Origin of the sequence: Persephonella sp., from assembly GCF_027023985.1 — a bacterium.
Classification (GTDB): Bacteria; Aquificota; Aquificia; order Aquificales; family Hydrogenothermaceae; genus Persephonella_A.
The window spans coordinates 32,550-56,902 of sequence record NZ_JALVTW010000030.1 but is presented as its reverse complement, the minus strand read 5'-3'; the positions used below and the strand labels follow the sequence as shown (position 1 = coordinate 56,902).

Here is a 24,353-nt window from a genome sequence, read left to right as displayed (position 1 = left end):
CAAAAAGGGGTCTGATAATGCTTAAAATAAAAAAAGAAGTAATAGAGGAAATTAAAAAGCAGGGCGAAGGAGGATATCCTTATGAGATATGCGGATTTTTAATTGGTGAGATAGATTTTGAAAATAATATAAGAACGGCTGTTGAGGCTTTTCAGGTAGAAAATCAAAATAAGGAAAGAGCTAACGATAGATTTGAGATAGCACCTCAGGATTATTTAAAGGTTGAAAATTATGCAGACAAAAGGGGGTTAATGATTGTAGGAATTTACCACACCCACCCTGACCATCCTGATAGACCTTCAGAAACAGACCTTAGATTTGCCCAACCTGATATGTCTTATATAATTCTATCTGTGAAAAATGGTAAGGCTGAGAGTTGGAGAAGCTGGGAACTAATTAACGGCAAATTTCAGGAAGAGCAAGTGGAAATTATTTAATTCTTTCCAATGTTATATCTATTTTCCCTTCTATTTCTATTTTTTCAGGTAGTCTGCTGTTTTTTGATAATTTAAGGATTATTCTTTTTACTTTTTTGCTTTTCAGTGGGTATATTATCACCTCATCTTCTTTTTCAACTATTTTGTATGGAAAGTTTTTGTCTTTTTCAGGGTCAGGCTTTTGACCTTCAAGGATATACTTCACTATTAAAGGAAGCCATGGTTTTTTCTTCAGAATTTGCTCATTTTTGTATATTTTTTCTTTTTTGTTCTCTTTCTCATAAAGAAAATAGCCTTTTTCAGAGGCTTCAAATCTAAAGGTGTAATTATAAATCCATCTGAAGCTTGAGTATGTTTCACCTTTTACAAATGCTTTTTTATCCTGAATATCAAAAGTTATTTCACCGACAGGGAGAAAATATACATAAGCTTTATATACTCCCTTTTCTGCAAATGCATATACAAAAAATAACAATGAAACAAAAATAGTTAAGAAAAATTTTTTCATTTGATTTCCTGAGAATTTTTGATTTTAAGAATAATATAAAAAAGGGGTGGAATTCCACCCCTTTATGAGAAGAGATTGATTATTCGCTGACTACAACGTTTTGTGCTTTTTCGCCTTTTTCTTCTTGAACAATGTCAAACTCTACTTTCTGGCCTTCTTCCAGAGTTTTGAATCCTTCGCCTTGAATAGCTGAGAAGTGAACGAAAACATCGCCCTGGCCATCATCTCTTGTGATGAAGCCGTATCCTTTCTTTGAGTTGAACCATTTAACTGTGCCTGTGTGACGCATTACTAAAAATCCTCCAAAATAAATTTAACTTTTTTGAAGAGTTTAAAGACTCTGGGAGCGCGCTCTGATAGGGGAATTCCCCTGAGAGACTTTAAACATCTTCTGCAATAAGTATGTGCCTTTTTTGGTATATTGTCAATACTAATTTGCACAAACTTTGGTCAGATTTAAGTTGTTATATACTAAATTTCCTAAAAATATCAGGAAGGATTTATTATGGGGATAAGACTTAACAAATTTATTGCATCAACCGGATACTGCTCCAGAAGAAAGGCAGACCAGCTTATACAGGAAAGAAAGGTTAAAGTAAATGGCAAAGTAGTAACAGAACTGGGATTAAAAATTAATCCGGATAAGGATAAAGTTGAAGTTGAGGGTAAGGTATTAAAGCCTGTTCAGAAGAATGTTTATATAAAACTATACAAACCCCGTGGTTATTTGACCCAGCTTGGTAAGGACAAGTTTGGCAGAAAAACACTTTCAGATTTATTTGAGGAAATTGGGTTTAAGGAAAAGGTATTTCCGGCAGGCAGACTGGATTATGACAGTGAAGGTCTACTTATACTTACAAATGATGGAGAGTTTGCAAATAAACTTATGCACCCTAAAAATAAAGTTCCAAAGACCTATATAGTTGAGGTAAAAAGAAGGGTTAATCTGGATACTTTTAATAGTATGAGGAAAGGAAAACAGCTTGAAGATACATTCCTTAAACCTGATGATATAAAAATCATTAAGAAAAAAAGAAATTCTACAATTCTGGAAATTACAATTCATTCAGGGCAGAAAAGAATCGTAAGGAGATTTATGGCTGCCTTTGGTCATCCTGTTATAAGGCTGATAAGAATATCTGTTGGTAGAATAAAACTGAATAATTTGAAACCTAAAGAGTGGGAGTATATTCCTGAAAAAGAGCTCCAAAGAACTATAAAAATGACAGGTAGAAGTTAGAGATTTATATTTAAAGAAAAAGTCAGGAGAATTTGTTATGGAAATGAAAATTGAAGAGCCTCAGGATGTTCTTCCGCTTATGAAGGAGTTTGAACTTCCAGATGGAGAGCCGCTTTATAAAGCACTGAAAGGATATACAGTTTTATCTGCAGTTCAGCCAGGGAAAGTTGGAAATGTGGTTTTCTTCCTTGCAAGGAAAGAAGAAGATGGCAAAAAACACTACCGTATTATAAGGTATTTTAAGACTTTCGGTGATGTTGGAATTGAGGCAGATTTTACACTTGAACATCCTGACCAGGCTGTAGAAATAGTTTTTAACACAATGGCAAAACATATCCTTTAGTCTGATATAAGGTATTGATTTTTTTCATTTTTTGCATATAATACAAATCCCCCTCAGGTTAGTGGGACACGCAGCACCTGAAGCTGTGTTTCCTCTCATGGCCCTCCTAACCTCCTATTTCTGGCGGTATCAAAAGATACCGCCCTTTTTAATTTTTAAACTGTTTTATTTTTGTTTTTAGTTGATTTAGAAATACTATTGCATCTATCGGTGTCATCGTGGCTATATCTATGCTTCCAATCTCTTTTATTATTTGTTGAATATGTTCAGGAGTTTGTTCCTTTTCTTCTAATTCCCTGAATAACGGCAGATACTCTTCTTTTTTCTGGGATAAATTTATTATCGTGTCATCTATTTTTTTCTCCTGTTCTTCTTCAAGATGATATAAGATTTCATAAGCCCTTTTAATTATTTCTTCCTTTATACCTGCAAGTTTTGCCACATGAACGCCATAGCTTTTGTTTGTAAAACCTTCCTTGACCTTAAATAGAAATTTTATATCTCCTTTCTTTTCAAGTATTTCCATGTGGTAGTTTTTGACACCTTTTATCTCTTCTTCCAATTTAGTTAGTTCGTGGTAATGAGTGGCAAACAATGTTTTTGCTTTTACTTTCTGACTTATATATTCTGAGATAGCCCATGCAATTGAAAGACCATCATAAGTGCTGGTTCCCCTTCCAACTTCGTCAAGAACAACAAAGCTTTTTGAGGTTATATTATTAAGGATATTTGCCATCTCAAGCATCTCAACCATAAATGTTGAGAGTCCCTTTGATAAAACATCCCCAGAACCTATTCTGGTAAATATTCCATCAACAATGGAGATTTTCGCTTTTTTAGCCGGAACAAATGAGCCTGCCTGAGCCAGAATTAGTATGATTGCTGACTGTCTTATAAATGTGCTTTTACCTGCCATATTTGGACCTGTGATTATATGGAAAAAGGAGTTTCTGTCCATTTTTAAATCATTTGGAACGAAATCATTTACAAACTCTTTTATGACAGGGTGGTATCCTTCCTGAATAAATATATCGTAACCTTCGGTTATTTCCGGCTTTGTCCATCCTTTTTCCACAGATATTGTGGCGAGGGACTGTATAGCATCTATAAGTCCGACGTTTTGTGCTGTTTTTGCAATTTTTTCTGCATTTTCCGAAATTTCTTCTCTGATTTGCATAAATATTTCATACTCAAGGGCTTTTATTTTTTCATCTGCAGACAGAATTTTTTCCTCAAATCTCTGAAGCTTTTCCGTGGTAAACCTTTCTGCATTTGAAAGGGTCTGTCTTCTCCTGAAATATGAGGGGACAAATTTAAGATTTGGCTTGGTTACTTCTATATAATAGCCCATTACTTTGTTATAGCCTATTTTAAGACTCTGGATGCCTGTTTCTTCTCTGAGCTCTTCCTGATATTCTTTAATCCATTGATTTCCTTTTTCTTTTATTTCTTTGAGCTCGTCAAGGTCTGGATGGACTCCTTTCTTGATTAATCCCCCTTCTTTTAGATGTATTGGTGGATTATCCTCAAGATAATTTTCCAGTTTATCTATCAGATAAGAAAAATCCTCAATATTTTCAAATAATTCTTTTCCATACTGGGAGTTTATCTGGTCTTTCAGGGATTTAAGCTGTCTGATATATTCTAAAGATGTTCTGAGAGCAACCATATCCCGAGGGGTCATTGTGTTTGAGGATATTTTTGAGATAAGCCTTTCCACATCAAATACTTCGTTTAATATTTCTCTTATTTTTTCCCTGATGTTTGAATTCTCAAACAATTCAGAAACAAATTCCAGTCTTTGAAGTATAAGGTTTTTGTCCTTTAATGGATGAAGCAGGAAAAATTTTAATTTTCTTCTTCCCATTCCTGTGAGAGTTCTGTCTATGACCCGCAGTAATGGAATATTTCCTTCATTTGCCGTTGTTAGTTCAAGATGTTTCTGGGCTGAGTAATCAAGCCTTATATAAATATCCCCTTGATATTGCTTTAAGGGATTTATAAAAGGTAAAAATTGCTTCTGAGTTATCTTGACATACTCAAGAACTGCTGCAGCTGATAAAAGGGCAGTCATGTCTTTATCTGAAAATCCAAATGATGAATAATGGCTGGTTTTGAAAAAGTTTAACAGTTCTTTTAGTTTTTCCTGGGAATAAAATTCTTGGGGGACATGGGATATAAATATATTCCTGAAGTTTTCTTTTATTTCTGGTATTTCAGTATTTTCAGGAAGCAGTATCTCTTTTGGCTGAAATTTTCCAAGAAATGCTATTAAACCATTAAAGTCTGTAATAGTTGCAAAAAACTCACCTGTGGAGAGGTTTATATATGAAACTCCATATTTATTTCCTTCAGGTAGTATTGCAACAAGGGCAGATTTCAGTTTTTCATTCTCAAAATATGTTCCCGGGGTTATTACCCTGATAACATCCCTTTTGACTATTCCTTTGGCCTTTGAAGCATCCTCAAGCTGTTCACAGATTGCAACTTTATGTCCTTTTGCAACAAGCCTGCTTATATAACTGTCTGCAGCATGATAGGGAATTCCACACATTGGAATATCTGCAGATTTCCCAACCTTTTTTCTGGTAAGGGCTATATTCAGGTCTCTGGCTCCTATATATGCATCTTCATAAAACATCTCATAAAAATCGCCTAATCTATATAAAACAAGAGCATCCGGATATTCATTTTTAATTCTGTGATACTGGGCAAGCATAGGGGTAATGTTTTCTTTCTTTTCTGACATTCTTTTCCCCTGAAAAAAGTTTTTTTACAATATATTACAGTTTTAGTTTTAAGGCTAACATCGGGTCAACTTTTATGTCATTTATATAAACCCCAAAATGCAGATGAGGTCCTGTTGATCTTCCTGTTGAGCCTACTTTACCGATAATTTGGCCTCCTTTTACCATCTGGCCTTCTTTGACTGTTATTTTTGATAAATGGGCATACAGAGTATAAAGGCCAAGGCCGTGGTCAATAATTACCGTATTCCCTGTGTAATAAAGCTCCCTTGCCAATACTACTTTTCCTGTAAGAGATGCAAAAACCGGTTCTCCTTTTGGGGCTTTAAAGTCTGTGCCCCAGTGGATAGATTTTTTGGTGCCGTTTATAATTCTTCTTGCCCCAAACGGTGTTGATATTTTCAAGTATCTGAGGGGTTTTAGGAAGTGGTCTTCTGTAAATTTTTTGGAGGTATAGGTTTTAAATATTTTTCTTAGAAGCTTATGTTCTACATATATTCTTTTTAAAACTTTCTTGGTTAACCTTCTTTCTCTAACATGTATTCTGGAAACTCTGAAATACTTATCTTTTATAATCAAATATCGTCGATAAACCACCTGACCATCTTTTACAACATTTAAAATGGCCATTCCTTTAGTTCCATAGGGAATTGCGAAAAATGCATTCTTATCTTTTATGGGAAATCTAAATGTTCCATAGTTTGTTTTTAGTTCTATATATGAACCTGTTGTGTTTTTTAAGATATGAATACTTCCCGGATAAAATGTATTGGGATATATATCCTCTGCCTTTGGTTTTAAGAAAAAACCTAAACTTATAAAAATAACTAAAATAGTAACAAGCACACCCATACATTTAGTATAATCTTTTTTTATGGATAGCAAAACCTTTATAAAAGTGCTTGATATACTGGAAAAGGAATTTCCAAAATGGAATGCTCCTGTAGTGTCCCTTATGGCAAAAAGGGAGCATAGAACACCGTTTCAGATTTTGATATCAACAATAATCAGTTTAAGAACAAAAGATGAGGTAACTGCTGAAGCTTCAGAAAGATTATTCAAACTGGCAGACAACCCTTATGATATGCTTAAGCTTTCAGAAGAAGAAATTGCAAAAGCTATATATCCGGCGGGATTTTACAGAAATAAAGCAAAAACAATAAAGAAAATATCCCAAATTCTTGTTGAAAAATACAACAGTCAGGTTCCTGACATCCTTGAAGAACTTCTTAAACTTCCCGGAGTTGGTAGGAAAACAGCAAATCTTGTGCTTGCTTTATCATTTAATAAACCCGCAATATGTGTTGATGTCCACGTTCACCGGATTACAAACAGACTGGGATTTGTAAAAACAAAAACTCCGGAGGAAACAGAGCTGGAGTTAATGAAAAAAGTTCCTAAAAAATACTGGAACAAAATAAATGACCTGCTTGTCGCTTTTGGGCAGACTATATGCAAGCCGATATCCCCATTTTGTTCAAAATGCCCTGTTTCTCAATATTGCGAAAAAGTAGGTGTGGATAGACACAGATAAGTTAAATCTTTTGTTTCATCTCATTAAATCTTTTTAATACTTCTACCATTTTGCCTGATGGCGCAAATGGTTTTAGCTCTTCCGGTTGTTCAATTTCAATCTGTTTTATTTCTTGCTTTTTTTTACTGAAAAGTCTGTAAAAAAATGCAAATGATGCTGCTGCCGCTAAAATTAATGTTGTTAAATCCCTCATTTTACATCTCCCTGTATTTATTTGTTATTGGCATTCTTCTGTCTTTACCAAAACCTCTTTTTGTTATTCTTATTCCTATTGGTGCCTGTCTTCTTTTATACTCATTTCTGTCTATCATTTTTATGACTTTTTCCACACTTTCTTTATCAAATCCAAGTTTTACAATATCTTCGGCAGGTAAATCCTCTTCTACATAGTAATAGATTATTTGATCTAATATAACATAAGGTAGAAGTTCATCTTCATCCTTTTGATCTGGTCTGAGCTCTGCCGAAGGTGGTTTTTCCAGAACCCTCTCGGGAATAACCGGTGATATGGAGTTTCTATACTGGGCAAGTTCATAAACTTTTGTTTTGTAAACATCTTTTAAAACAGCAAAGCCACCGACCATATCTCCATAAAGAGTTGCATATCCTACACTCATCTCTGATTTATTTCCCGTTGCCAGAACAATCCAACCAAATTTGTTAGATAAGGCCATAAGTAAGTTTCCCCTAATTCTTGCCTGAAGGTTTTCTTCTGTTGCATCTGGTTTTCTTCCTTCAAAAACCGGTGCAAGTTCCTCCAAATATTTTTTAAATATATCAGTTATTGGTAATGTCAAAGTTTCTATTCCGAGATTTTTTGCAAGTTGTGTTGCATCTTCTATGCTTTCTTTTGATGTATATTGGGATGGCATTAATACTCCTTTTACATTTTCTTTTCCAAGGGCATCAACGGCAATAGTTGCAGTTAAAGAACTGTCTATCCCTCCGCTAAGACCTATAACCACTTTTTCAAAGTTATTTTTCCTTATATAATCCCTTAGTCCTGTTATTAAAGCAGAATATATTTCTTCTGCTTCTGTCTGGTCTATTTCTATTCTCTGAGGAATAACCTCAAATTTATCTTTAATTTTGTAATCTGTGAAAACTTCTGTTACTCTTTCCTCTCTTTTATAATTTGCCCTTAGGTTTCTTAACCTGTTATCTTTAAGCTGTTTTCTAAAAATAGAGTCAAGGTCTATATCACAGTAAATCATATCTTCTTTGAAAGGAAGACCTTTTGCCAGAATTTCTCCTCCAGCTCCGACTACAAAGCTATTACCATCAAAAACAAGCTCATCCTGACCACCCACCAGATTTACATAGGCAATTGATATCAGATTGTCCCTTGCCCTAACCTTGAGCATATCTTCTCTTTCTTTAACTTTACCTATATGATACGGAGAGGCATTTATATTAATAACAAGCTCCGCACCTTCTATAGCCTGAATGTTAATAGGATTTTCTGGATACCATATATCCTCGCATATTGAAAGGCCAATCTTATAACCTTCAATATTTAATAGGGTTATCTCATTACCTCTCTGGAAGTATCTAACCTCATCAAAAACTCCATAGTTTGGCAGGAAGTTTTTGTGATATTTCGTAAGAATTTGACCATTTAATAACACAGCAGCTGCATTAAAAATATCTTCTTGTTTATCAACAAAACCAACAATCGAGATTATATCTTTGCTTTCTTTGGCTATTTTTTCCAGTAACTCAAGATTTTTGTTTATAAAGCTTGGTTTTAATAAAAGGTCTTCAGGTGGATATCCTGTTATAGCCAGTTCCGGAAAGGCTATGATATCGACCTCATGTTTTTGTGCTTCATGGATTGCATCTATTATTTTTTGGGTGTTTCCTTCCAGATCTCCAACTGTAGAATTAATCTGGGCGAGGCATAATCTTAACTTCTTCATTGGAAAACCCCATCTTTTTTTTCAAATTATATACTATAATTGAATTAACGATAACTATTAAAATTTACGATAATTTAATATAAGTCTATGTAAGGGTTTTTGATGAAAGAGATATATCTTGGAAGGCAACCCATATTAGATAAGAATATAAATATTTTTGGCTACGAACTACTCTTTAGGGATAAAGAGGATAATTATGCTGTTATAAAAGATAGTATTGAAGCTACTGCTCGGGTAATTATGAACATAATGTCCTATATGGACTTTAAAGACATTATTAGTAATAAAAGGGGCTTTATAAATGTAACTCCTGAGTTTATAGAAGGAGAATTAATAGAACTACTTCCGGAAAACAAAATTGTTCTTGAAATAGGAAAAATAGATAAAGTAAATAAATTCATTATTGACAGTATTCAAACAGTAAAAGAAAAAGGCTATGAAGTAGCCCTTGATGATGTAAAAATGTCAGATTTCCTTACACCTCTTTTTGAAATAGTTGATTACGTTAAGCTTAATATAAAAGAATACTCTGATATAGAACTTAAAGAGGCTGTGGAGTTTTTGAAAAAATATCCTTTGAAACTAATAGCTGTAAAAGTTGAAACTGAAAAGGATTTTATACTTGCAAAAGAGCTTGGTTTTGATTACTTTCAGGGATTTTTCTTTGAAAAACCATCTGTGATAAAAAATAAACAGATATCCTCCTATAAAATGGCCTTAATGAAACTTCTTAAAATGTCTATCTTAGAACAGGATATATCTGAAATAGAAAAATTCATAAAAGGATATCCAGATCTTGCATATAAACTACTAAAGTTTATCAACTCGCCTTTCTTTTATTTAAGGCACAAGATACATTCTATAAGGCAAGCTTTATCTATTCTCGGATATTCCAATATTCAAAAATGGGTTATATTACAGCTTTTTGCTTCTGAAGGTGGAGATATAAAACTTAATCCTCTACTTGAAAGGGCTGTGATCCGTGGCAAAATGATGGAAATTCTTGTTTCAAAAATAAGCTCGGATATTACATTTATGGATAAGGCATATATAACAGGAATGTTATCTCTTATTGATGTAATTTTAAGTAAACCCATTGAAGAGATAGTAGAGGAACTTTATATAGAAGATGATATAAAGCTTGCTTTAACCAGGCATGAAGGAATTCTTGGACATTTACTTAAAGCAATCGAGAGTATCGAAAGGGATAACTTAAATGAAGCGGTAGAACACCTTAATAAAACAGGTCTTGCCATTGAAGACCTTCTTTCTGCAGAGCTTGAAGCTATCACCTATTACGAAAACTTTATGGAAAATCAATAATTTCTTATAATTTAAATATCAAAAATTTATCTTTCGGAGGATTCAATGGATCTTAAAATATATGCGGAAAATATTGCCCAGAAGGCAAAAAAGTCCCAGAAATTTTTAAGACAGATAAATACAGATATAAAAAATAAAGTTCTTCTCAGAGCAGCCGAATTACTTCTTGAGAAAAAGGATATACTGCAAAAAGAAAACCAGAAAGATCTGGAAAAAGCCGAAAAGAAAGGCTATTCAAAGGCACTCCTTGATAGACTTGCACTTAATGAAAAAAGGATTAATGGAATGGTAGATGTCCTAAAAGAAGTTGCTTCTCTACCTGACCCTGTAGGTCAGATAATATCCATGTGGACAAGGCCAAATGGTCTGAAAGTAGGCAGAATGAGAGTTCCTTTAGGAACAATAATGATAATATACGAAGCAAGGCCAAACGTTACCGTTGAAGCAGCAGCACTATGTATGAAGTCCTCAAACGCAGTTATCCTTAAAGGTGGTAGTGAAACAATAAACTCCAACAGGGTTCTGGTTGATATTCTGAAACAAGCAGCAAGAGAAACAGGCTTTCCAGAAGAAGCTATCCAGTTCGTTGATTCAACAGACAGAGAAGTAGTAAATCATCTTCTTGAGCTTGACCAGTATATAGATGTGGTTATTCCAAGAGGCGGGGAAGGGCTTATAAGAGCCGTTGCAGAAAAAGCCAAAATGCCTGTTATAAAGCATTATAAAGGTGTATGTAATCTGTATGTGGATGATGAAGCAGATATGGATAAAGCCCTTAATATAGCCTATAACGCAAAGGTTCAAAGACCCTCGGTATGTAATGCAATAGAAAATTTAATTGTCCACAAAGATATAGCAGAAAAATTCCTTCCAGAGATCGCTTACTACTACGGAAAAGCCGGCGTTGAAATGAGATGTGATGAGGTTTCACTTTCTATCTTAAAAGATCATCCCAAAGCAAAAGATACAGAAATAGTTCCAGCAACAGAAGAGGATTATTATGAAGAATTTTTAGACCTGATAATTGCTGTAAAAGTGGTTGATAGCCTTGACGAAGCCATTGATTTTATACATAAATATGGCTCAAATCATTCAGAATCTATAGTTACAGAAAATTACACAAAAGGTATGAGATTTATAAATGAAGTTGATAGTTCGGCAGTTTATATCAATGCTTCAACCAGATTTACAGATGGATATGAGTTTGGTCTGGGAGCAGAAATGGGAATTTCCACAGATAAAATTCATGCAAGGGGCCCAATGGGACTGGAAGAGCTTACAATTCCAAAGTTTGTAATATTTGGAAATGGACAGATAAGAGATAACTTTGGTATCCCCAAAGAAGAGGAGGAAATAGAAATAAACAGGGAAGCCTGTGATTTAAGGTGAAAAGATGAAAAACATAAATGAATTTATAGAAGCAAAAGAAAAAGGAAAAAAAATAACAATGATTTCTACTTATGAATACTGGTCTGCCAGGATATGCGAGGAGGCAGGTGTAGATTGTATTCTTGTTGGAGATTCTCTTGGTATGGTTATTCAGGGACTTGATACAACATTACCTGTAACCCTTGAAGATATGATATACCATGCAAAAGCAGTGAGAAGAGGAGCCCCTAGGACATTTATTGTAGTTGATATGCCATTTTTAACATATCAAGTCAGTCAAGAGGAAGCTATAAAAAATGCAGGTAGACTAATGAAAGAAACAGGGGCAAACGCTGTTAAGGTTGAAGGTGGAGAAGAGATAGCACCTCTGGTGGAAAAACTTGTTTCAATTGGAATTCCTGTTATGGGACATCTGGGACTTACTCCCCAATCTGTTCATGCCCTTGGGGGTTATAAGGTTCAGGGAAGAACAGAAGAACAGGCCAAAAAAATTGTTGCAGATGCAAAAATTTTAGAACAGGCTGGAGTTTTTGCTATAGTGCTTGAAGCAATTCCTGAAAAACTTGCGAAGGAAATCACAGAATTTGTAGAAGTTCCTACAATTGGAATTGGGGCAGGGAAATATACAGACGGTCAGGTTCTTGTCTTCCACGATATGATGGGATTTTTTGATAAAACACCAAAATTTGTGAAAAAATATGTAAATGGCAAGGAATTATTTTTAAGTGGTTTGAAACAGTTTATCTCCGAGGTAGAAAATCAGCAGTTTCCATCAGAAGAACATACCTATGAGTAAAGTATTAAAGGATTTCTCTGAAGCCATTAAAGCTATTAAATCCGGTAAGATTGTTATAGTCCCTACAGATACTTTATATGGTATTCTTGCAAATGCACTGGATAAAAATGCTGTTGAAAGGGTATATAAACTAAAAGGTAGGGATACAAGCAAGCCATTTATTATTTTGATACCATCAGTGGATTATCTAAGTTTATTTGGAATAAAACCAACATTTGAAGAAAAAAAATTACTGGATAGTAGAGGAATAACCGTTATTATAGACTTACCTGAAGAAGTTTTGGATAAATTTGAGTATTTACACAGGGGACAAAAAAGTCTGGCATTTAGAATTCCTGATAATGATGAATTTATTCAATTTCTCAAAACTTTAAAACTACCTGTTATAGCTCCAAGCGCAAATCCAGAAAGAAAAAAACCCGCTTCAGATATTCAGGAAGCTATAAGATATTTTGGAAATAAAGTTAATTTATATATAGACAAGGGAAAATTAGAAGGTAAACCCTCAACAATTGTAAAAGTAAAAGATGGGTTAAAGATATTAAGAGAAGGTTCAAAAGATATTGAAGAAATAAAAAAAAATTTAAAGGGGCATTAAAGCCCCTTTTTTATACTAATCTGCTTCTTTGTGCACCTGTGATAGAAGCTGCAATTCCAATATCCCTTGGGAACTCTGTTCCTCTATTGGTTGTTCTGATTTCCAGTTTATCTGTTCCAAAGTATTCTTTTATTATTTCAACAGCTTTATCCATATCAAACTCTTTACATGAGAAAATATCAATGGAGAAGTATTGCTTTTCAGGGAAAGTATGGATACTAATATGGCTTTCTGCAATAATTACGAATCCGGAAACTCCCCAATCTTCAGGTTTATCTCCTCCATCGTATTTAAATACGTAAGGTGGCATTATCTTCGTCATTCCTATTTCTTTAGGAAGATTGTCTAAAAATTCTGTAATTGCTTCAACACTTGCAAGTGTCTCATAATTGGCCTCATAGCCATCAACCATTAAATGAGGTCCGAATCCTATCAATCCATCAATCCTCCTTAAAATTATTTTCTGCTACCAAAGTATAAAAAATATATCAATTTACCCATTTTGTAAATAGATTTTTAACATCAGAAAAAGGTTCCTATTTATGACAAAAATCATCAACAAATTAGAATATCTGCATATTTTTTCTTGCCGGTTAATAAAAACTAACAAAAAGGAGGTGATGATTGATGGTAGTGGCGAAACAAGAAAAGGATATTGACATTAGATTTGTTGAAGTTCCTTTTAAATGTAAGTGTGGTCACGAAGGAAAAGAAACTATTTTGGTTGCTAACAATGTTGGTATTTTGGACACAAGATGTGAAAAATGCAACAGAAGAATTGTAGAAGCAAAAATCGTAGAATCTGAAGAAGCCCACGCTTAATCTCCTAAGAAGAGTTTCCCCTCTTCTTATCTCTCTTTAATTCTGTCCCTGTCTTAAGATACAATCTAATAAAAAAGATGGATAAACTATGAAGAAAAATAATCAGAAACTTGGTTTATGGGAAACTGTATCAATAGCCGTTGGAACTATGATAGGGGCAGGTATATTTTCTATCCTGGGTGTAGGTGCCCAGATATGCCATAATAACCTTTATATTGCCTTTGCAATAGCCGCACTGGTTTCATTATCTGTTGCATATTCTTATGCAAAGCTTGGCGCTGTTTATGTATCAAATGCAGGACCTATAGAGTTCATTCTCCGTGGAATTGGGGATAATGCTGTTACAGGAACTTTAAGTATTCTTATGTGGTTCAGTTATGTTATTTCTATATCCCTTTTTGCTAAAGCTTTTGCAGGATATTTTCTGGCTCTTTTTCATTTACCGTTAACTCCCTTGCTAATAGGAATTATTGAAGTTTTAGTTGTGGCATTTTTTACTGCTTTAAACTTTTTTGGTTCAAAAGCTGTAGGAAAAGCTGAATTCTGGATTGTTTTAATAAAACTTTCCATATTACTATCTTTTGTGGTTCTGGGAATATGGAGTATAAAGCCGGAATTTTTAAAACCTTTATTTAGCTCAAAGGATATAATAAATACCTTCTCAGCTGCTGCAGTTTTATTTTTAACCTATATGGGATTTGGGCTTATAACAAATGCCTCTGAGAATATAGAAAACCCAAAAGAAACTGTTCCAAAGGCTATATACCTTAGTATATTAATTGTTGCCTTTGTTTATATATCCGTTGCAGTTACTGCACTGGGTAATTTGGGAGTAGAAGGTTTAATAAAAGCTAAAGAGTATGCACTTGCCGAAGCCGCTAAGCCATTTTTAGGAGAGATAGGATTTACACTTGTTGCTATTGGTGCTTTGTTTTCCACTTCTTCTGCTATTAATGCCACTTTATATGGTGGTGCAAATGTTGCCTATGTTTTAGCTAAAAAGGGACATCTTCCTGAAATTTTTGAAAGAAAGGTCTGGTTTCAGGAACCAGAAGGGTTATATATAACTGCTATTTTAAGTGTTTTATTTGCGCTCTTTTTTGACCTTAATGGTATTTCCTCCCTGATTAGTTTTGTTTTTCTGGTTATTTATCTGTTTGTAATCTTTTCTCACTACAGACTCCTTGGTAAAGTAGAAGGGAAAAAAGTATGGGTTATTTTTAATTTTATTGTGATATTCTCTGTATTTTTAGTTCTTGTTATGTATCAATGGAAAACTCAGAAAGACAGTTTTTATACCAGCTTTGGAGTGGTGATAGTTTCATTTATTTTTGAAAATATTTACAGAAGCATAACCCATAGGCAGATTAAAGAGAGAAATATTAAAGAACCGTTTAGTTTAGGAAAAAGGATTTTTAAATTTTTAAAAATATAAAGGGGCAAAAAGCCCCTTTTAAACTAATCTTCTAATGTTGATATATCTCCAAGTGGTAATCCTAACTCTTTTGCTTTTAAAACCCTTCTCATTATTTTTCCAGACCTTGTTTTTGGTAGTTTATCAACGAATTCTATTTCGTCAGGAACAGCAAGGGCTCCAAGTTCATGTCGGACATGCATTTTAAGGTCTTTTACCAGATTGTCTGAAGGCTGTTCTCCTTGTTTGAGGATTACAAATGCTTTGATGCTTTCCCCTTTTACTTCGTGGGGTTTTCCAATTACTGCTGCTTCCGCCACTGCCGGATGGGAAACAAGGGCACTTTCAACTTCTGCTGTTCCTATTCTGTGTCCAGATACATTTATAACATCATCAGCCCTTCCTAAAATCATTATGTATCCATCTTCATCTTTTGTTGCAGTATCTCCTGAGAAGTAAACATTATCAATTTCTGTCCAGTATTTGTTAAATCTTTCAGGTTCTCCCCAGCATGTTCTTAATGCCGATGGCCATGGTTTTTTAATAACTAAAAATCCTACTGTGTTTGGTTCAACAGGATTTGCATTTTTATCAACTACATCTGCTTCAATTCCCCAGAATGGTTTTCCTGCTTTTCCAGGTTTTTGAGGATATGCAGGAACTGTTGTTATCATGTGACCTCCTGTTTCTGTTTGCCACCATGTATCAACAATTGAACATTGACCTCTTCCAATATTTTCGTAATACCATATCCATGCCTCAGGGTTTATAGGCTCTCCGACAGAACCAAGAATTCTGAGAGAAGATAAATCATATTTTGCAGGCCATTCTTCTCCGTATTTCATAAATAATCTTACTGCTGTTGGTGCAGTATAGAATATATTTACCCTGTATTTTTCAACTATAGACCACCATCTTCCCGGGTCTGGGTAATCAGGTGCTCCTTCTGCTACAACAGATGTTGCACCTACAGAAAGAGGTCCATAAACCATATAGCTATGCCCGGTGATCCATCCTGGGTCGGCTGTGCACCAGAAAATATCATCTTCATGGATATCAAATACATATTTTGTTGTTACATGGGTATAAAGGTTGTATCCACCTATTGTGTGTAAAACTCCTTTTGGTTTTCCTGTTGAGCCTGATGTGTATAGGATAAACAATGGGTCTTCTGCATCCATTATTTCTGGCTCACATTCAGCAGATTTATCTTTTATGAGTTCATAAAAGTCTATCTCTTTTTCTTCCAGCTCAAACTGGTCTCCTTCTCTTTGGAGCACAATTATGTTTTCAACAAATTCAAGTCCATCAACAGCTTCATCAACCACAGATTTAAGGTTTATTTTTTTGCCTCTTCTTTTTGTCCATGTTGAAGTAACTACGACCTTTGCCTGTGCATCTTCAATTCTCATTTTCAGGGCATTTGCACTAAAACCTGCATAAACAACAGAATGTATAGCCCCTATTCTTGCACAGGCCAGCATTGTTGCAAGCTGTTCAATTACAAGAGGCATATAGATAACAACCCTGTCACCTTTTTTAACTCCAAGGGATTTAAGACCATTTGCTATTTTGTTAACCAGTTCTAAAAGCTCACCATAGGTGACCTTTTTCTCATTTCCATCTTCATCAACCCAGATATAAGCAAGTTTATTTCTTCTACCGTCTATAACGTGTCTATCAAGACAGTTATAGGTGATATTAAGTTTGCCTCCAACAAACCATTTATACTCCGGAAAATTCCATTCAAAAACTTTGTCCCATTTTTTGAACCAGTGAAGCTCTTTCTCTGCCAGCTCAGCCCAGAAACTTTCAGGGTCTTCAATGGAACGCTTATACATCTCATCAAATTTTTCCCTGCTTATATAGGCCTTCTCAAGAACCCTTTGCGGTGGTTGATAAACTTTATTAATCTTTAAAAGAACTTCGTCCTTGTGTTCTGCCATCTTCCTGACCTCCTATTTTTAACAAAATATATTTTATTTGTTGCCAGCTAAAAAATAAGCTTTATCATAATTATAAATTCATACCAATTTGTCTTTAATTATAAAGATGGGTTAAGGTATTAAAGAAAGTCAATAATTTTGAGGGAAAAATTATGGAAAACAAGGCAATTAAAGGATGTCTTGAAGACCTTATTGTAAAAACGTTTTTATACTGCAAAGAAAGATGTATTAGAGAAAATGGAGATGCTATTATCATTTCTTTATCAGATGAAGATTTCATGAACAGTATGTTAAAAGTATTAAAAGAAAATATTACTTATGCCGTTGATGAAGGAAGTTTTGTTGATAAAATTGCAAATATACTGTCTACAGAAAAAAACAGAGAATTAAAAGGGAAAGTTATAAAGGATTTAGACGGAGTAGTTCTATATTTTGAATAAAAAAGGAGGGAGGGGGATACCCCCTTTCTAACTTTAATCTTTAACTTTTATTACTTTTGCAATGTAATTACTTCCATCAAATCCAATAAGTTTTATTTCTACATTTGCTCCTTCTAACAATTCTCCTTTAATTTTTGCATTTGAGTAGTCAACTGTTATTGTCTGGGAACCGTTTATAGATATCTGAAATGTTTTATTCGTTGTATCAAGATTGGATACTGTTACATTTTCTATCTCAAGGATTATTTTTTCTGCAAGACATATTTCTGGGTCTGAGCTACTACAAATTACTTTTAATTCATATTTAGAGTCCATATTATTTGCAAGAGTGAGTAAATCTTCTAATCCTGTTTGGGAATTTAAGGCGGCAGAGTAATCAACGGTAATATCTTGGTCTTGAGTATGAAGGATAAATCTTTTTGAAGAAGTGTCCAGATTAGTAATTTTTCCTTCAAACATTATATTTTTGCTTCCTGCCAGCTCTTTGAATTTATGGTCTTCCATAACCACTGGAGACATTTTAAAAGTTATTTCACAGTTTCCGGTCTGGGGGTCTATATTTACATCTGAGCTTGCAAGGTCAAAATCAACTACAACATCAGATTTTTTGGCAAGAAGATTAATTACTCCGTTTATCTCAACAAAACAGTTGCCGTTATTATCACAGTGGGGTTTATTGGGTTGTTTATTACTTCCTGAATTAAATTCTTTAACTTTGCAGTTATAACTTTGACTATTTGCATAAACTTCAATATTATCCTTAAATTCAATTCTCAGTCTATTGTAATTACCTTCGGGACAGTTTTTTGTATTTACGACATACAAAATATCTTTAAGCTCAAGTAGATTAACATTTCTTAGAGGGTTATTTTGAGGGTCAGCGGTAAATAAATTGCATTCTGTATTTCTACCTGTATGTTTTAAAGATACAGATGTGATGTCTACATAAATTGAATCCATAGTATCGGCAGGGCTGTCTGTTAATATCAATGACGCTTGAACCGATTGGGTTGAAGAGTCTGAGTTTCCTCCGCTTCCTCCGCAGGAAAATAAGATTATACTTCCTGATACTATAGCAGACAAAGCAGCTGTTTTTTTCATTTGGCCTGACCTCCTATTTTTTTAAGTATTATAGGTTCACAGAGTTACTTTAGAGTTACAGGAGGTCAGGTTTATTTTAAAAATTAAACAACTTCTATTTCTTTAGGGAAACTTAACCATAAACCGTGTATATTACAGTAAGAGAACGCTCTTAAAATAGATTTTCCTTTAGAATCAATCTTTACTTTAAAAGTAACATCAGGGTTTGAGATTGTTGCTTTGAATGTTGCTTGTCCGGCTTCAAAGGCATTAATATACAGTGAAGACCATTCTATATGGTGTTCTACTTTGTTAGGGTGAGGATGATAATAACCTGTAATTACCCTAACCTCAAAAAATTCTCCTGCTTTAACCTTTTTTGGTGCGTCAATAAACGGGGTATGTTTTTGTCCGTGAACAGTTTTAATCTCCGGTTTGAAGATAGGGGTTCCCTCGAAAAATGTTTCATTAGCTTCAGAATTTGAAATTAAACCATCAATTGCAAATAAAGCCCCTGAAGCAAAGGCTGTCTGTAAAAATTTCCTTCTGTCCATTGTTTCTTCTCCGGTTTTTATTTTCTCTAATTATAAAGATTAAATAAACTGTATTTACAGGGATTATGATTAATCACATAAACGGATAGTCATTGCTGGAGGTTATTGGAATAACAGAGGGTTTCACAAGAAACCCTCCTAAAAATTTTACCAGTTATACTCACTGCCGTATTTTTCTCTAAGGATTTTTGCCACCCGAACCATATTTTTTAATGCAGGGATAACTTCTTCCCATTGTCTTGTTTTAAGACCACAGTCAGGATTAATCCAGATTAGGTTTTTATCTATCACCTGAACAGTTCTTTCTGCTATTTCAAGCATTTCTTCTACTGGTGGAATTCTTGGTGAGTGTATGTCATAAACACCAACTCCAATTCCATGGTCGTAGTTAAATCTTTCAAAAGCTTCTATGATTTCTCCTTTAGACCTTGATGCTTCAATTGAAATAACGTCTGCATCCATTGTATAAATCCACTCAATAATTTCGTTAAACTCTGAATAACACATATGTGTGTGTATCTGAGTTGTTTCCTGAACTGTGTTGTTTGTTAATCTAAATGCCTTAACTGCCCATTTTAGGTATTCTTCCTGTTTTCTTTTCTTAAGAGGAAGTCCTTCTCTAAATGCAGGCTCATCTATCTGGATTACTTTTATTCCTTCTTTTTCAAGGTCTAAAACTTCATCTCTTAATGCAAGTGCAATCTGATAAGCAATTTCTTTTTTAGGTATATCTTTTCTGTAGAAAGACCAGTTTAAAATTGTTACAGGTCCAGTTAGCATTCCTTTCATTGGTTTATCTGTTAAGCTTTGTGCATAAACTATTTCTTTAACAGTCATAGGTTCAGATCTTGAGACATCTCCATAGATAATTGGAGGTCTAACGCATCTTGTTCCGTAAGACTGAACCCAGCCATTTTTAGTAAATGCAAAACCATCCATTTTTTCACCGAAGAACTCAACCATATCTGTTCTTTCAAACTCTCCATGGACAAAAACGTCAAGTCCCAGTTCCTCTTGTATTTCTACTGCCTTTTTAATTTGCTCTTTTATAAAGTTTTCATATTCTTCCGCTGAAATTTCTCCTCTTCTAAATTTAGCTCTCATCTGACGAACTTCTTTTGTTTGGGGGAAACTTCCTATTGTTGTAGTTGGAAATCTTGGAAGACCTAGTAATTCAATTTGTTTTTTGTATCTTTCTTTAAAGTTATGAGGTCTTTTTATTTCTTGCTGGTCTATTCCTTCTACCTTCTTTCTTACTTCTTCATTTTTGAATTCATCTCTTAAAGCTTGTAATGTTTGAGTTGGAACTTCTTTTCCTTCATTTATTATTTCTTTTAATGTTTTGATTTCTTCTAATCTTTCATCTGCAAATGATAAAAGGCCAATTAATCTATCATCTAAATGTCCTTTTTCTGGTTTTAATGATACTGGTAAGTGGAAAAGTGGTGCTGCATTTGATAAAACAATTCTATCTTCATCTACATAATTTTTAATTTCATTAATTAAAGCTAACACTTCTTTATAATCAGTTTTCCAGGGGTCTCTACCTGAAATTACTCCAGCCTGTAGTTTTTTATCTTTTGGAAATCCATATTTTTTGAGATTTTCAAGGTTTTCATTATTTACAACAAAATCAAGACCAATACCTGCAACTGGAAGTTCATTTGTAATTCTTTCAAAGTGGTCAAGGCTTTCATAATATGTATGGACAAAAATTTCAATATTATCTATTCCATCAGTTATTACCTTATAAGCCTCAATTAATGCATCTATTTTTTCATCATCTAAATCCAAAACAAGTGCAGGTTCATCAAACTGAACTGTTTTTACCCCTTCTTCCTGTAGTTCTTTAAGGATTTGGTTATAAACAGAAGCTAATTCAAGTAGTAATGGTTTAAATTTTTTACTTTCATCTGCTTTTATCATTTTCATTAAAAAGGAACCTTCCTGTTTTTCGTAAACTTTAGAAAGCATTAAGTATGTAAATGCTCCAACTAAAACAGGTTTTGTTTCAATTCCAAATTTTTCTTTCGCCCACTTATAAGAAGTTAAAGGTCTATTTTTAATAAGTTTAAATCCACCTGTAAGCTCTGGGACAATATAGTGGTAGTTTGTATCAAACCATTTTGTCATTTCACAGGCAATAGCATCTTTTGTTCCCCTTGCCATTGCAAAGTATCTATCAAGGCTGTCTTCTATATTTTGAAATCTTTGTGGAATTGCATTAATCATTGTTGAAATATCTAAAACAAAATCATAAAGTGAAAAATCGTTAGATGGAATATAGTCTAAATTTGCATCTATTACTTTTTTCATTCTTTCAATATCAACTTCTTCTGCTTTTTTAAGCATTTCTTCTTTCGTGATTTCTCCTTTCCAGTAACTTTCAATTGCTTTTTTAAGTTCTCTATTAGCTCCAATTTTTGGATAGCCAAATACAGTAGTTTGAACAGCCATTGTTTACCTCCTTATGCAAATGCGAATGATTTGCATTTATTAAAACATAACAAAAATTCAAATGCAAATTATTTGCAAAAATAGAAGGCTGATTATATTTTTATAAGGGAATGGTAAAATATTTAAATTAAATTTTGAGGTTGTATATGGCTAAATTAAATATTCCCAAAGGCTATAGGAAAACAAGGCAAAGGGAAGCAATACTTAATGTTCTGGAAAAGGCTGAGTACCCTATAACAGCAGAACATATTTTTATGGGGCTGAAAAATCAAGGTATAGATGTAAGCCTTTCCACTGTATACAGAAATCTGGAAATGCTGACTAAAGAAGGCCTTGTTGTTAAATCCTATATGATGAATGAGGATAAAGCCCGTTTTGCACTGCCAGATAAAAAGAATTATCTTGTTTGCGAAAAATGCGGCAAGATTGTAATAATTGATAACTGCCCATTCGACAAATTCAAAGAGGAACTTATTGAAGTTCATGGTTTTGATATAACGGGTCATTCCATAGAAGTCTATGGAATCTGTCCAGAATGTCAGAAAAAGAAATAAAAAAATTTATTGATGAAGCTTACAAAGAAGCCCTCAAAGCATACTCTAAAGACGAAGTCCCTGTTGGTGCAGTAATTGTTAAAGATGGAAAAATCATAGGTAGAGGACATAACCTCAGAGTATCAGAAAATAATGCATTATTACATGCAGAAATTGTAGCCATTCAGGATGCCTGTAAAAATATCAATAACTGGCGTTTAGATGGGGCAACTTTAATTGTAACAAATGAACCCTGTGTTATGTGCACAGGGGCTATAATGCAATCACGTATCAGTAAGGTTATTTTTTGTTCACTTAATCAAAAGATGGGTGCAATCTTGAGTAACTTTAATATCTTAGATTATAATAATATAACATTTAAGGTCGAATATAAACATATGTATGATGAAAGATGTTCCCGAATACTAAAAGATTATTTCCAACATAAACGGGGGAGAAACAGTGAAAAAGATATTGTTGATTCTATTTATAATAACGATGGGTCTGATTGATGCTTATCTTGCGAAACAGTTACTCTTAGATCCAATTGGAAGACAGTTTGCTCATTACAAAAATCAGATATCTACATTAAAAAACTCTAAGCCCGAAGAAAAATCTCCACAGGATTTTATAAAAGAAATTATAAAAAAAGCAGATAAAAAGAACCCAAATCTTGCTAAGAGTCAACAAAGTGTAGAAAAGAAAATTCAGGGAAAAAATGTATCAGATAATTTACGTGCTTCTCAAAATATGCTTATGGCAATGGAATTTACCAAAATGAGAGAAAAACCAGATATCAAATCAAAAGTTGTGGCAATTGTAAGAAAAGGGGCAATAGTTAGAGTAATTGACCAAAAAGGGAGGCACTGGAAAAAAATTATTTATAAATCCGGTGGGGATGTTTATGAAGGATGGGTAGATGATAGATTTTTTAAACCGAAAGAGTTTCAATAATATTTTTTAATGCCTGTTTTAGTTTTTTATCTTTGATGGGGATTGTAATTGTTATCCCGTTTTTGTCCATTACAATGCCTATTTTGAAATATTGCTCTCCTTTTATTACTTCCATAGTCAAAACTTTTGGAAAACTACCTTTTTTCTCCATCATATCTATAATTTGCTGAACATTAAAGCCATTATCCTCAAGGGATTTTTTTAATTTCTGTAAAAATTCCTCAAGATTATAAGTTCTGAAATTTTTTGTTATCATGCCGGCACCTGCATTGTTAAACAATGAAATGCACCAAGACCAACTACTATATCATAAGCATAAAGCCCAACAACTTTTCTGTCTGGGAAAACCTTTTGAATAATATCAAGGGCAACTTCATCCTGCGGACAGTTATAAACAGGCACAATCACATATCTATTTGCTATGTAAAAATTAGCATAAGAAGCTGGTAACCTCTCTTCTTCTTCCTTATCCGGATATTTGTAATAAACAGGCTCAGGCATAGGAAGGGTAATTATCTTAAATGGTTTTCCATCTGTATCTGTAAAACTTTTTAAACGGTTAAAGTTTTCCATCAAAGGTTCATAATTTGGGTCTGTTTTATCTTTTTCTATCACAGTTAAAATTGTATCTTCCTTTACAAATCTGGTTATATCATCCACATGACCATCTGTATCATCTCCAACTATCCCTTCACCGAGCCAGAGGATTTTTTTTACTCCCAGATATTTCTTTAAAGCCTTTTCTATGTCCTCTTTACTCATATCTGGATTTCTATTTGGATTTAACAGACAACTTTCTGTAGTTATTAGGCAGCCTTTGCCGTTTATATCTATGGAACCCCCTTCTAAAACCATATCAATATCTGTCCTATCTATTCCCAAGAACTCTGTTATTTTTCTGCCAGCCTCATCATCAAGCTGGTATGGATATTTATTACCCCATGCATTGAATCTGAATTTTAGAGCCTTTATCTGACTATTTTTCACAAAAATAGGACAGTAATCCCTGCACCATGCATCATTAGTAGGATTTATAAATATTTGGATATTTTTCTGGTTGGCATCCATTTTCTTTAATTTATTTTCAAGTTCTTCTTTAGTGTTTTCGTCATTAACATTTATAAAAACTTTTTCTCCTTCTGAGATTAACTTAACCATCTGGACAAAAGTATTTTTGGCATTCTCCAGTCTATCAAAAAATGTTTCATAAGCCTGTGGGTATGTGGTTATTGTTCCGTAATGCTTTTCCCATTCGGCAGGGACTCTGTATTTTTCCATAAAACCCCCTTTGAAATTGTTAGAAGATATATTTTACAATA

27 protein-coding genes are annotated in these 24,353 nt (G+C 33.8%); 14 read left to right on the top strand and 13 right to left on the bottom strand.

The window, feature by feature from the left end:
* Nucleotides 1–17 precede the first annotated feature (17 nt).
* Complete coding sequence (locus MVE07_RS07440) at nucleotides 18–437, top strand: M67 family metallopeptidase (RefSeq protein WP_297455897.1); 420 nt, start codon at nucleotides 18–20, stop codon at nucleotides 435–437.
* Here MVE07_RS07440 and MVE07_RS07435 read toward each other — a convergent pair.
* Both MVE07_RS07435 and MVE07_RS07430 read right to left on the bottom strand, forming a co-directional pair.
* On the bottom strand, nucleotides 430–945 hold the full coding sequence (locus MVE07_RS07435) for a hypothetical protein (protein ID WP_297455895.1): 516 nt from the start codon (nucleotides 943–945) through the stop codon (nucleotides 430–432). The genes MVE07_RS07440 and MVE07_RS07435 overlap by 8 nt on opposite strands.
* Before the next feature lie 79 nt (nucleotides 946–1,024).
* Nucleotides 1,025–1,234: a cold-shock protein gene (locus MVE07_RS07430; protein WP_029522443.1), complete on the bottom strand. Its 210-nt coding sequence runs from the start codon at nucleotides 1,232–1,234 to the stop codon at nucleotides 1,025–1,027.
* 216 nt (nucleotides 1,235–1,450) lie between these two features.
* Here MVE07_RS07430 and MVE07_RS07425 point away from each other — a divergent pair, with 216 nt between their 5' ends.
* Together MVE07_RS07425 and MVE07_RS07420 are read left to right on the top strand one after the other, a co-directional pair.
* Entirely contained in the window at nucleotides 1,451–2,185 is a 735-nt protein-coding gene (locus tag MVE07_RS07425) for a pseudouridine synthase (RefSeq protein ID WP_297455893.1), read from the top strand.
* Between the two features lie 37 nt (nucleotides 2,186–2,222).
* Nucleotides 2,223–2,528, top strand: coding sequence for a hypothetical protein (locus tag MVE07_RS07420; protein WP_029522441.1), 306 nt, complete (start codon nucleotides 2,223–2,225; stop codon nucleotides 2,526–2,528).
* A 148-nt stretch (nucleotides 2,529–2,676) separates the two neighbouring features.
* Here MVE07_RS07420 and mutS read toward each other — a convergent pair whose 3' ends face one another.
* The gene (mutS, locus tag MVE07_RS07415) at nucleotides 2,677–5,277 is read right to left on the bottom strand and encodes a DNA mismatch repair protein MutS (RefSeq protein ID WP_297455890.1); all 2,601 of its coding nucleotides are present in this window, start codon (nucleotides 5,275–5,277) and stop codon (nucleotides 2,677–2,679) included.
* A 34-nt stretch (nucleotides 5,278–5,311) separates the two neighbouring features.
* Nucleotides 5,312–6,127, bottom strand: a complete 816-nt coding sequence (locus tag MVE07_RS07410) for a M23 family metallopeptidase (RefSeq protein WP_297455888.1) — start codon at nucleotides 6,125–6,127, stop codon at nucleotides 5,312–5,314.
* Nucleotides 6,128–6,149: 22 nt separating this feature from the next.
* On the opposite strand from MVE07_RS07410, the gene nth reads away from it, so the two are divergent.
* Complete coding sequence (gene nth / locus MVE07_RS07405) at nucleotides 6,150–6,809, top strand: endonuclease III (protein ID WP_297455887.1); 660 nt, start codon at nucleotides 6,150–6,152, stop codon at nucleotides 6,807–6,809.
* A gap of 1 nt (nucleotide 6,810) precedes the next feature.
* Here the strand turns inward: nth and MVE07_RS07400 are convergent, their stop codons facing one another.
* Both MVE07_RS07400 and MVE07_RS07395 read right to left on the bottom strand, forming a co-directional pair.
* Nucleotides 6,811–7,002, bottom strand: a complete 192-nt coding sequence (locus MVE07_RS07400) for a hypothetical protein (RefSeq protein WP_297455885.1) — start codon at nucleotides 7,000–7,002, stop codon at nucleotides 6,811–6,813.
* 1 nt (nucleotide 7,003) lies between these two features.
* On the bottom strand, nucleotides 7,004–8,728 hold the full coding sequence (locus MVE07_RS07395) for an NAD+ synthase (RefSeq protein ID WP_297455883.1): 1,725 nt from the start codon (nucleotides 8,726–8,728) through the stop codon (nucleotides 7,004–7,006).
* Between the two features lie 102 nt (nucleotides 8,729–8,830).
* On the opposite strand from MVE07_RS07395, the gene MVE07_RS07390 reads away from it, so the two are divergent.
* The 4 genes from MVE07_RS07390 to MVE07_RS07375 are packed head-to-tail and all read left to right on the top strand — an operon-like array spanning nucleotide 8,831 to nucleotide 12,834.
* The gene (locus tag MVE07_RS07390) at nucleotides 8,831–10,051 is read left to right on the top strand and encodes an HDOD domain-containing protein (protein ID WP_297455881.1); all 1,221 of its coding nucleotides are present in this window, start codon (nucleotides 8,831–8,833) and stop codon (nucleotides 10,049–10,051) included.
* A 45-nt stretch (nucleotides 10,052–10,096) separates the two neighbouring features.
* Complete coding sequence (locus MVE07_RS07385; RefSeq protein ID WP_297455879.1) at nucleotides 10,097–11,440, top strand: glutamate-5-semialdehyde dehydrogenase; 1,344 nt, start codon at nucleotides 10,097–10,099, stop codon at nucleotides 11,438–11,440.
* Between the two features lie 4 nt (nucleotides 11,441–11,444).
* A complete protein-coding gene (gene panB / locus MVE07_RS07380; RefSeq protein WP_297455877.1) occupies nucleotides 11,445–12,236 on the top strand; it encodes a 3-methyl-2-oxobutanoate hydroxymethyltransferase in 792 nt (263 codons plus the stop codon).
* Nucleotides 12,229–12,834: an L-threonylcarbamoyladenylate synthase gene (locus MVE07_RS07375; RefSeq protein WP_297455875.1), complete on the top strand. Its 606-nt coding sequence runs from the start codon at nucleotides 12,229–12,231 to the stop codon at nucleotides 12,832–12,834. Before panB ends, MVE07_RS07375 begins: the two co-directional genes overlap by 8 nt.
* Nucleotides 12,835–12,844: 10 nt before the next feature.
* Here the strand turns inward: MVE07_RS07375 and speD are convergent, their stop codons facing one another.
* A complete protein-coding gene (gene speD / locus MVE07_RS07370; RefSeq protein WP_297455873.1) occupies nucleotides 12,845–13,270 on the bottom strand; it encodes an adenosylmethionine decarboxylase in 426 nt (141 codons plus the stop codon).
* A 191-nt stretch (nucleotides 13,271–13,461) separates the two neighbouring features.
* On the opposite strand from speD, the gene MVE07_RS07365 reads away from it, so the two are divergent.
* Together MVE07_RS07365 and MVE07_RS07360 are read left to right on the top strand one after the other, a co-directional pair.
* Complete coding sequence (locus MVE07_RS07365) at nucleotides 13,462–13,656, top strand: hypothetical protein (RefSeq protein WP_297455928.1); 195 nt, start codon at nucleotides 13,462–13,464, stop codon at nucleotides 13,654–13,656.
* Nucleotides 13,657–13,744: 88 nt separating this feature from the next.
* Nucleotides 13,745–15,091 (top strand): APC family permease, encoded by a 1,347-nt coding sequence (locus MVE07_RS07360; RefSeq protein WP_297455871.1) that lies wholly within the window; start codon nucleotides 13,745–13,747, stop codon nucleotides 15,089–15,091.
* 23 nt (nucleotides 15,092–15,114) lie between these two features.
* Here the strand turns inward: MVE07_RS07360 and acs are convergent, their stop codons facing one another.
* The gene (gene acs / locus MVE07_RS07355; RefSeq protein ID WP_297455869.1) at nucleotides 15,115–17,016 is read right to left on the bottom strand and encodes an acetate--CoA ligase; all 1,902 of its coding nucleotides are present in this window, start codon (nucleotides 17,014–17,016) and stop codon (nucleotides 15,115–15,117) included.
* 152 nt (nucleotides 17,017–17,168) lie between these two features.
* Between acs and MVE07_RS07350 the strand changes: the two genes are divergently transcribed.
* On the top strand, nucleotides 17,169–17,456 hold the full coding sequence (locus MVE07_RS07350) for a hypothetical protein (RefSeq protein ID WP_297455867.1): 288 nt from the start codon (nucleotides 17,169–17,171) through the stop codon (nucleotides 17,454–17,456).
* Nucleotides 17,457–17,489: 33 nt separating this feature from the next.
* Here the strand turns inward: MVE07_RS07350 and MVE07_RS07345 are convergent, their stop codons facing one another.
* From MVE07_RS07345 to metE, 3 genes are all read right to left on the bottom strand, one after another.
* The gene (locus MVE07_RS07345; protein WP_297455865.1) at nucleotides 17,490–18,557 is read right to left on the bottom strand and encodes a DUF4382 domain-containing protein; all 1,068 of its coding nucleotides are present in this window, start codon (nucleotides 18,555–18,557) and stop codon (nucleotides 17,490–17,492) included.
* Nucleotides 18,558–18,640: 83 nt separating this feature from the next.
* A complete protein-coding gene (locus tag MVE07_RS07340; protein WP_297455863.1) occupies nucleotides 18,641–19,090 on the bottom strand; it encodes a class II SORL domain-containing protein in 450 nt (149 codons plus the stop codon).
* A gap of 147 nt (nucleotides 19,091–19,237) precedes the next feature.
* Entirely contained in the window at nucleotides 19,238–21,547 is a 2,310-nt protein-coding gene (gene metE, locus MVE07_RS07335; RefSeq protein ID WP_297455861.1) for a 5-methyltetrahydropteroyltriglutamate--homocysteine S-methyltransferase, read from the bottom strand.
* 146 nt (nucleotides 21,548–21,693) lie between these two features.
* On the opposite strand from metE, the gene MVE07_RS07330 reads away from it, so the two are divergent.
* The 3 genes from MVE07_RS07330 to MVE07_RS07320 are packed head-to-tail and all read left to right on the top strand — an operon-like array spanning nucleotide 21,694 to nucleotide 23,034.
* Nucleotides 21,694–22,101 (top strand): transcriptional repressor, encoded by a 408-nt coding sequence (locus MVE07_RS07330; protein ID WP_297455859.1) that lies wholly within the window; start codon nucleotides 21,694–21,696, stop codon nucleotides 22,099–22,101.
* Complete coding sequence (locus MVE07_RS07325; protein ID WP_297455858.1) at nucleotides 22,083–22,592, top strand: nucleoside deaminase; 510 nt, start codon at nucleotides 22,083–22,085, stop codon at nucleotides 22,590–22,592. Before MVE07_RS07330 ends, MVE07_RS07325 begins: the two co-directional genes overlap by 19 nt.
* Complete coding sequence (locus MVE07_RS07320; protein ID WP_297455856.1) at nucleotides 22,543–23,034, top strand: SH3 domain-containing protein; 492 nt, start codon at nucleotides 22,543–22,545, stop codon at nucleotides 23,032–23,034. The genes MVE07_RS07325 and MVE07_RS07320 overlap by 50 nt, the downstream gene beginning before the upstream one ends.
* On the opposite strand, the gene MVE07_RS07315 is transcribed toward MVE07_RS07320, so the two are convergent.
* Nucleotides 23,012–23,290 (bottom strand): hypothetical protein, encoded by a 279-nt coding sequence (locus MVE07_RS07315; protein WP_297455854.1) that lies wholly within the window; start codon nucleotides 23,288–23,290, stop codon nucleotides 23,012–23,014. The two genes, MVE07_RS07320 and MVE07_RS07315, sit on opposite strands and share 23 nt — an antisense overlap.
* A complete protein-coding gene (locus tag MVE07_RS07310; RefSeq protein ID WP_297455852.1) occupies nucleotides 23,287–24,312 on the bottom strand; it encodes an agmatine deiminase family protein in 1,026 nt (341 codons plus the stop codon). The genes MVE07_RS07315 and MVE07_RS07310 overlap by 4 nt, the downstream gene beginning before the upstream one ends.
* Nucleotides 24,313–24,353: the final 41 nt, after the last annotated feature.

What these genes read in the sequence shown, in the direction of transcription:
- MVE07_RS07440 (WP_297455897.1), top strand. Translation starts at nt 18, where the DNA reads ATGCTTAAAATAAAAAAAGAAGTAATAGAGGAAATTAAAAAGCAGGGC.
- MVE07_RS07435 (WP_297455895.1), bottom strand. Translation starts at nt 945, where the DNA reads ATGAAAAAATTTTTCTTAACTATTTTTGTTTCATTGTTATTTTTTGTA.
- MVE07_RS07430 (WP_029522443.1), bottom strand. Translation starts at nt 1,234, where the DNA reads ATGCGTCACACAGGCACAGTTAAATGGTTCAACTCAAAGAAAGGATAC.
- MVE07_RS07425 (WP_297455893.1), top strand. Translation starts at nt 1,451, where the DNA reads ATGGGGATAAGACTTAACAAATTTATTGCATCAACCGGATACTGCTCC.
- MVE07_RS07420 (WP_029522441.1), top strand. Translation starts at nt 2,223, where the DNA reads ATGGAAATGAAAATTGAAGAGCCTCAGGATGTTCTTCCGCTTATGAAG.
- mutS (WP_297455890.1), bottom strand. Translation starts at nt 5,277, where the DNA reads ATGTCAGAAAAGAAAGAAAACATTACCCCTATGCTTGCCCAGTATCAC.
- MVE07_RS07410 (WP_297455888.1), bottom strand. Translation starts at nt 6,127, where the DNA reads ATGGGTGTGCTTGTTACTATTTTAGTTATTTTTATAAGTTTAGGTTTT.
- nth (WP_297455887.1), top strand. Translation starts at nt 6,150, where the DNA reads ATGGATAGCAAAACCTTTATAAAAGTGCTTGATATACTGGAAAAGGAA.
- MVE07_RS07400 (WP_297455885.1), bottom strand. Translation starts at nt 7,002, where the DNA reads ATGAGGGATTTAACAACATTAATTTTAGCGGCAGCAGCATCATTTGCA.
- MVE07_RS07395 (WP_297455883.1), bottom strand. Translation starts at nt 8,728, where the DNA reads ATGAAGAAGTTAAGATTATGCCTCGCCCAGATTAATTCTACAGTTGGA.
- MVE07_RS07390 (WP_297455881.1), top strand. Translation starts at nt 8,831, where the DNA reads ATGAAAGAGATATATCTTGGAAGGCAACCCATATTAGATAAGAATATA.
- MVE07_RS07385 (WP_297455879.1), top strand. Translation starts at nt 10,097, where the DNA reads ATGGATCTTAAAATATATGCGGAAAATATTGCCCAGAAGGCAAAAAAG.
- panB (WP_297455877.1), top strand. Translation starts at nt 11,445, where the DNA reads ATGAAAAACATAAATGAATTTATAGAAGCAAAAGAAAAAGGAAAAAAA.
- MVE07_RS07375 (WP_297455875.1), top strand. Translation starts at nt 12,229, where the DNA reads ATGAGTAAAGTATTAAAGGATTTCTCTGAAGCCATTAAAGCTATTAAA.
- MVE07_RS07365 (WP_297455928.1), top strand. Translation starts at nt 13,462, where the DNA reads ATGGTAGTGGCGAAACAAGAAAAGGATATTGACATTAGATTTGTTGAA.
- MVE07_RS07360 (WP_297455871.1), top strand. Translation starts at nt 13,745, where the DNA reads ATGAAGAAAAATAATCAGAAACTTGGTTTATGGGAAACTGTATCAATA.
- acs (WP_297455869.1), bottom strand. Translation starts at nt 17,016, where the DNA reads ATGGCAGAACACAAGGACGAAGTTCTTTTAAAGATTAATAAAGTTTAT.
- MVE07_RS07350 (WP_297455867.1), top strand. Translation starts at nt 17,169, where the DNA reads ATGGAAAACAAGGCAATTAAAGGATGTCTTGAAGACCTTATTGTAAAA.
- MVE07_RS07345 (WP_297455865.1), bottom strand. Translation starts at nt 18,557, where the DNA reads ATGAAAAAAACAGCTGCTTTGTCTGCTATAGTATCAGGAAGTATAATC.
- MVE07_RS07340 (WP_297455863.1), bottom strand. Translation starts at nt 19,090, where the DNA reads ATGGACAGAAGGAAATTTTTACAGACAGCCTTTGCTTCAGGGGCTTTA.
- metE (WP_297455861.1), bottom strand. Translation starts at nt 21,547, where the DNA reads ATGGCTGTTCAAACTACTGTATTTGGCTATCCAAAAATTGGAGCTAAT.
- MVE07_RS07330 (WP_297455859.1), top strand. Translation starts at nt 21,694, where the DNA reads ATGGCTAAATTAAATATTCCCAAAGGCTATAGGAAAACAAGGCAAAGG.
- MVE07_RS07325 (WP_297455858.1), top strand. Translation starts at nt 22,083, where the DNA reads ATGTCAGAAAAAGAAATAAAAAAATTTATTGATGAAGCTTACAAAGAA.
- MVE07_RS07315 (WP_297455854.1), bottom strand. Translation starts at nt 23,290, where the DNA reads ATGATAACAAAAAATTTCAGAACTTATAATCTTGAGGAATTTTTACAG.
- MVE07_RS07310 (WP_297455852.1), bottom strand. Translation starts at nt 24,312, where the DNA reads ATGGAAAAATACAGAGTCCCTGCCGAATGGGAAAAGCATTACGGAACA.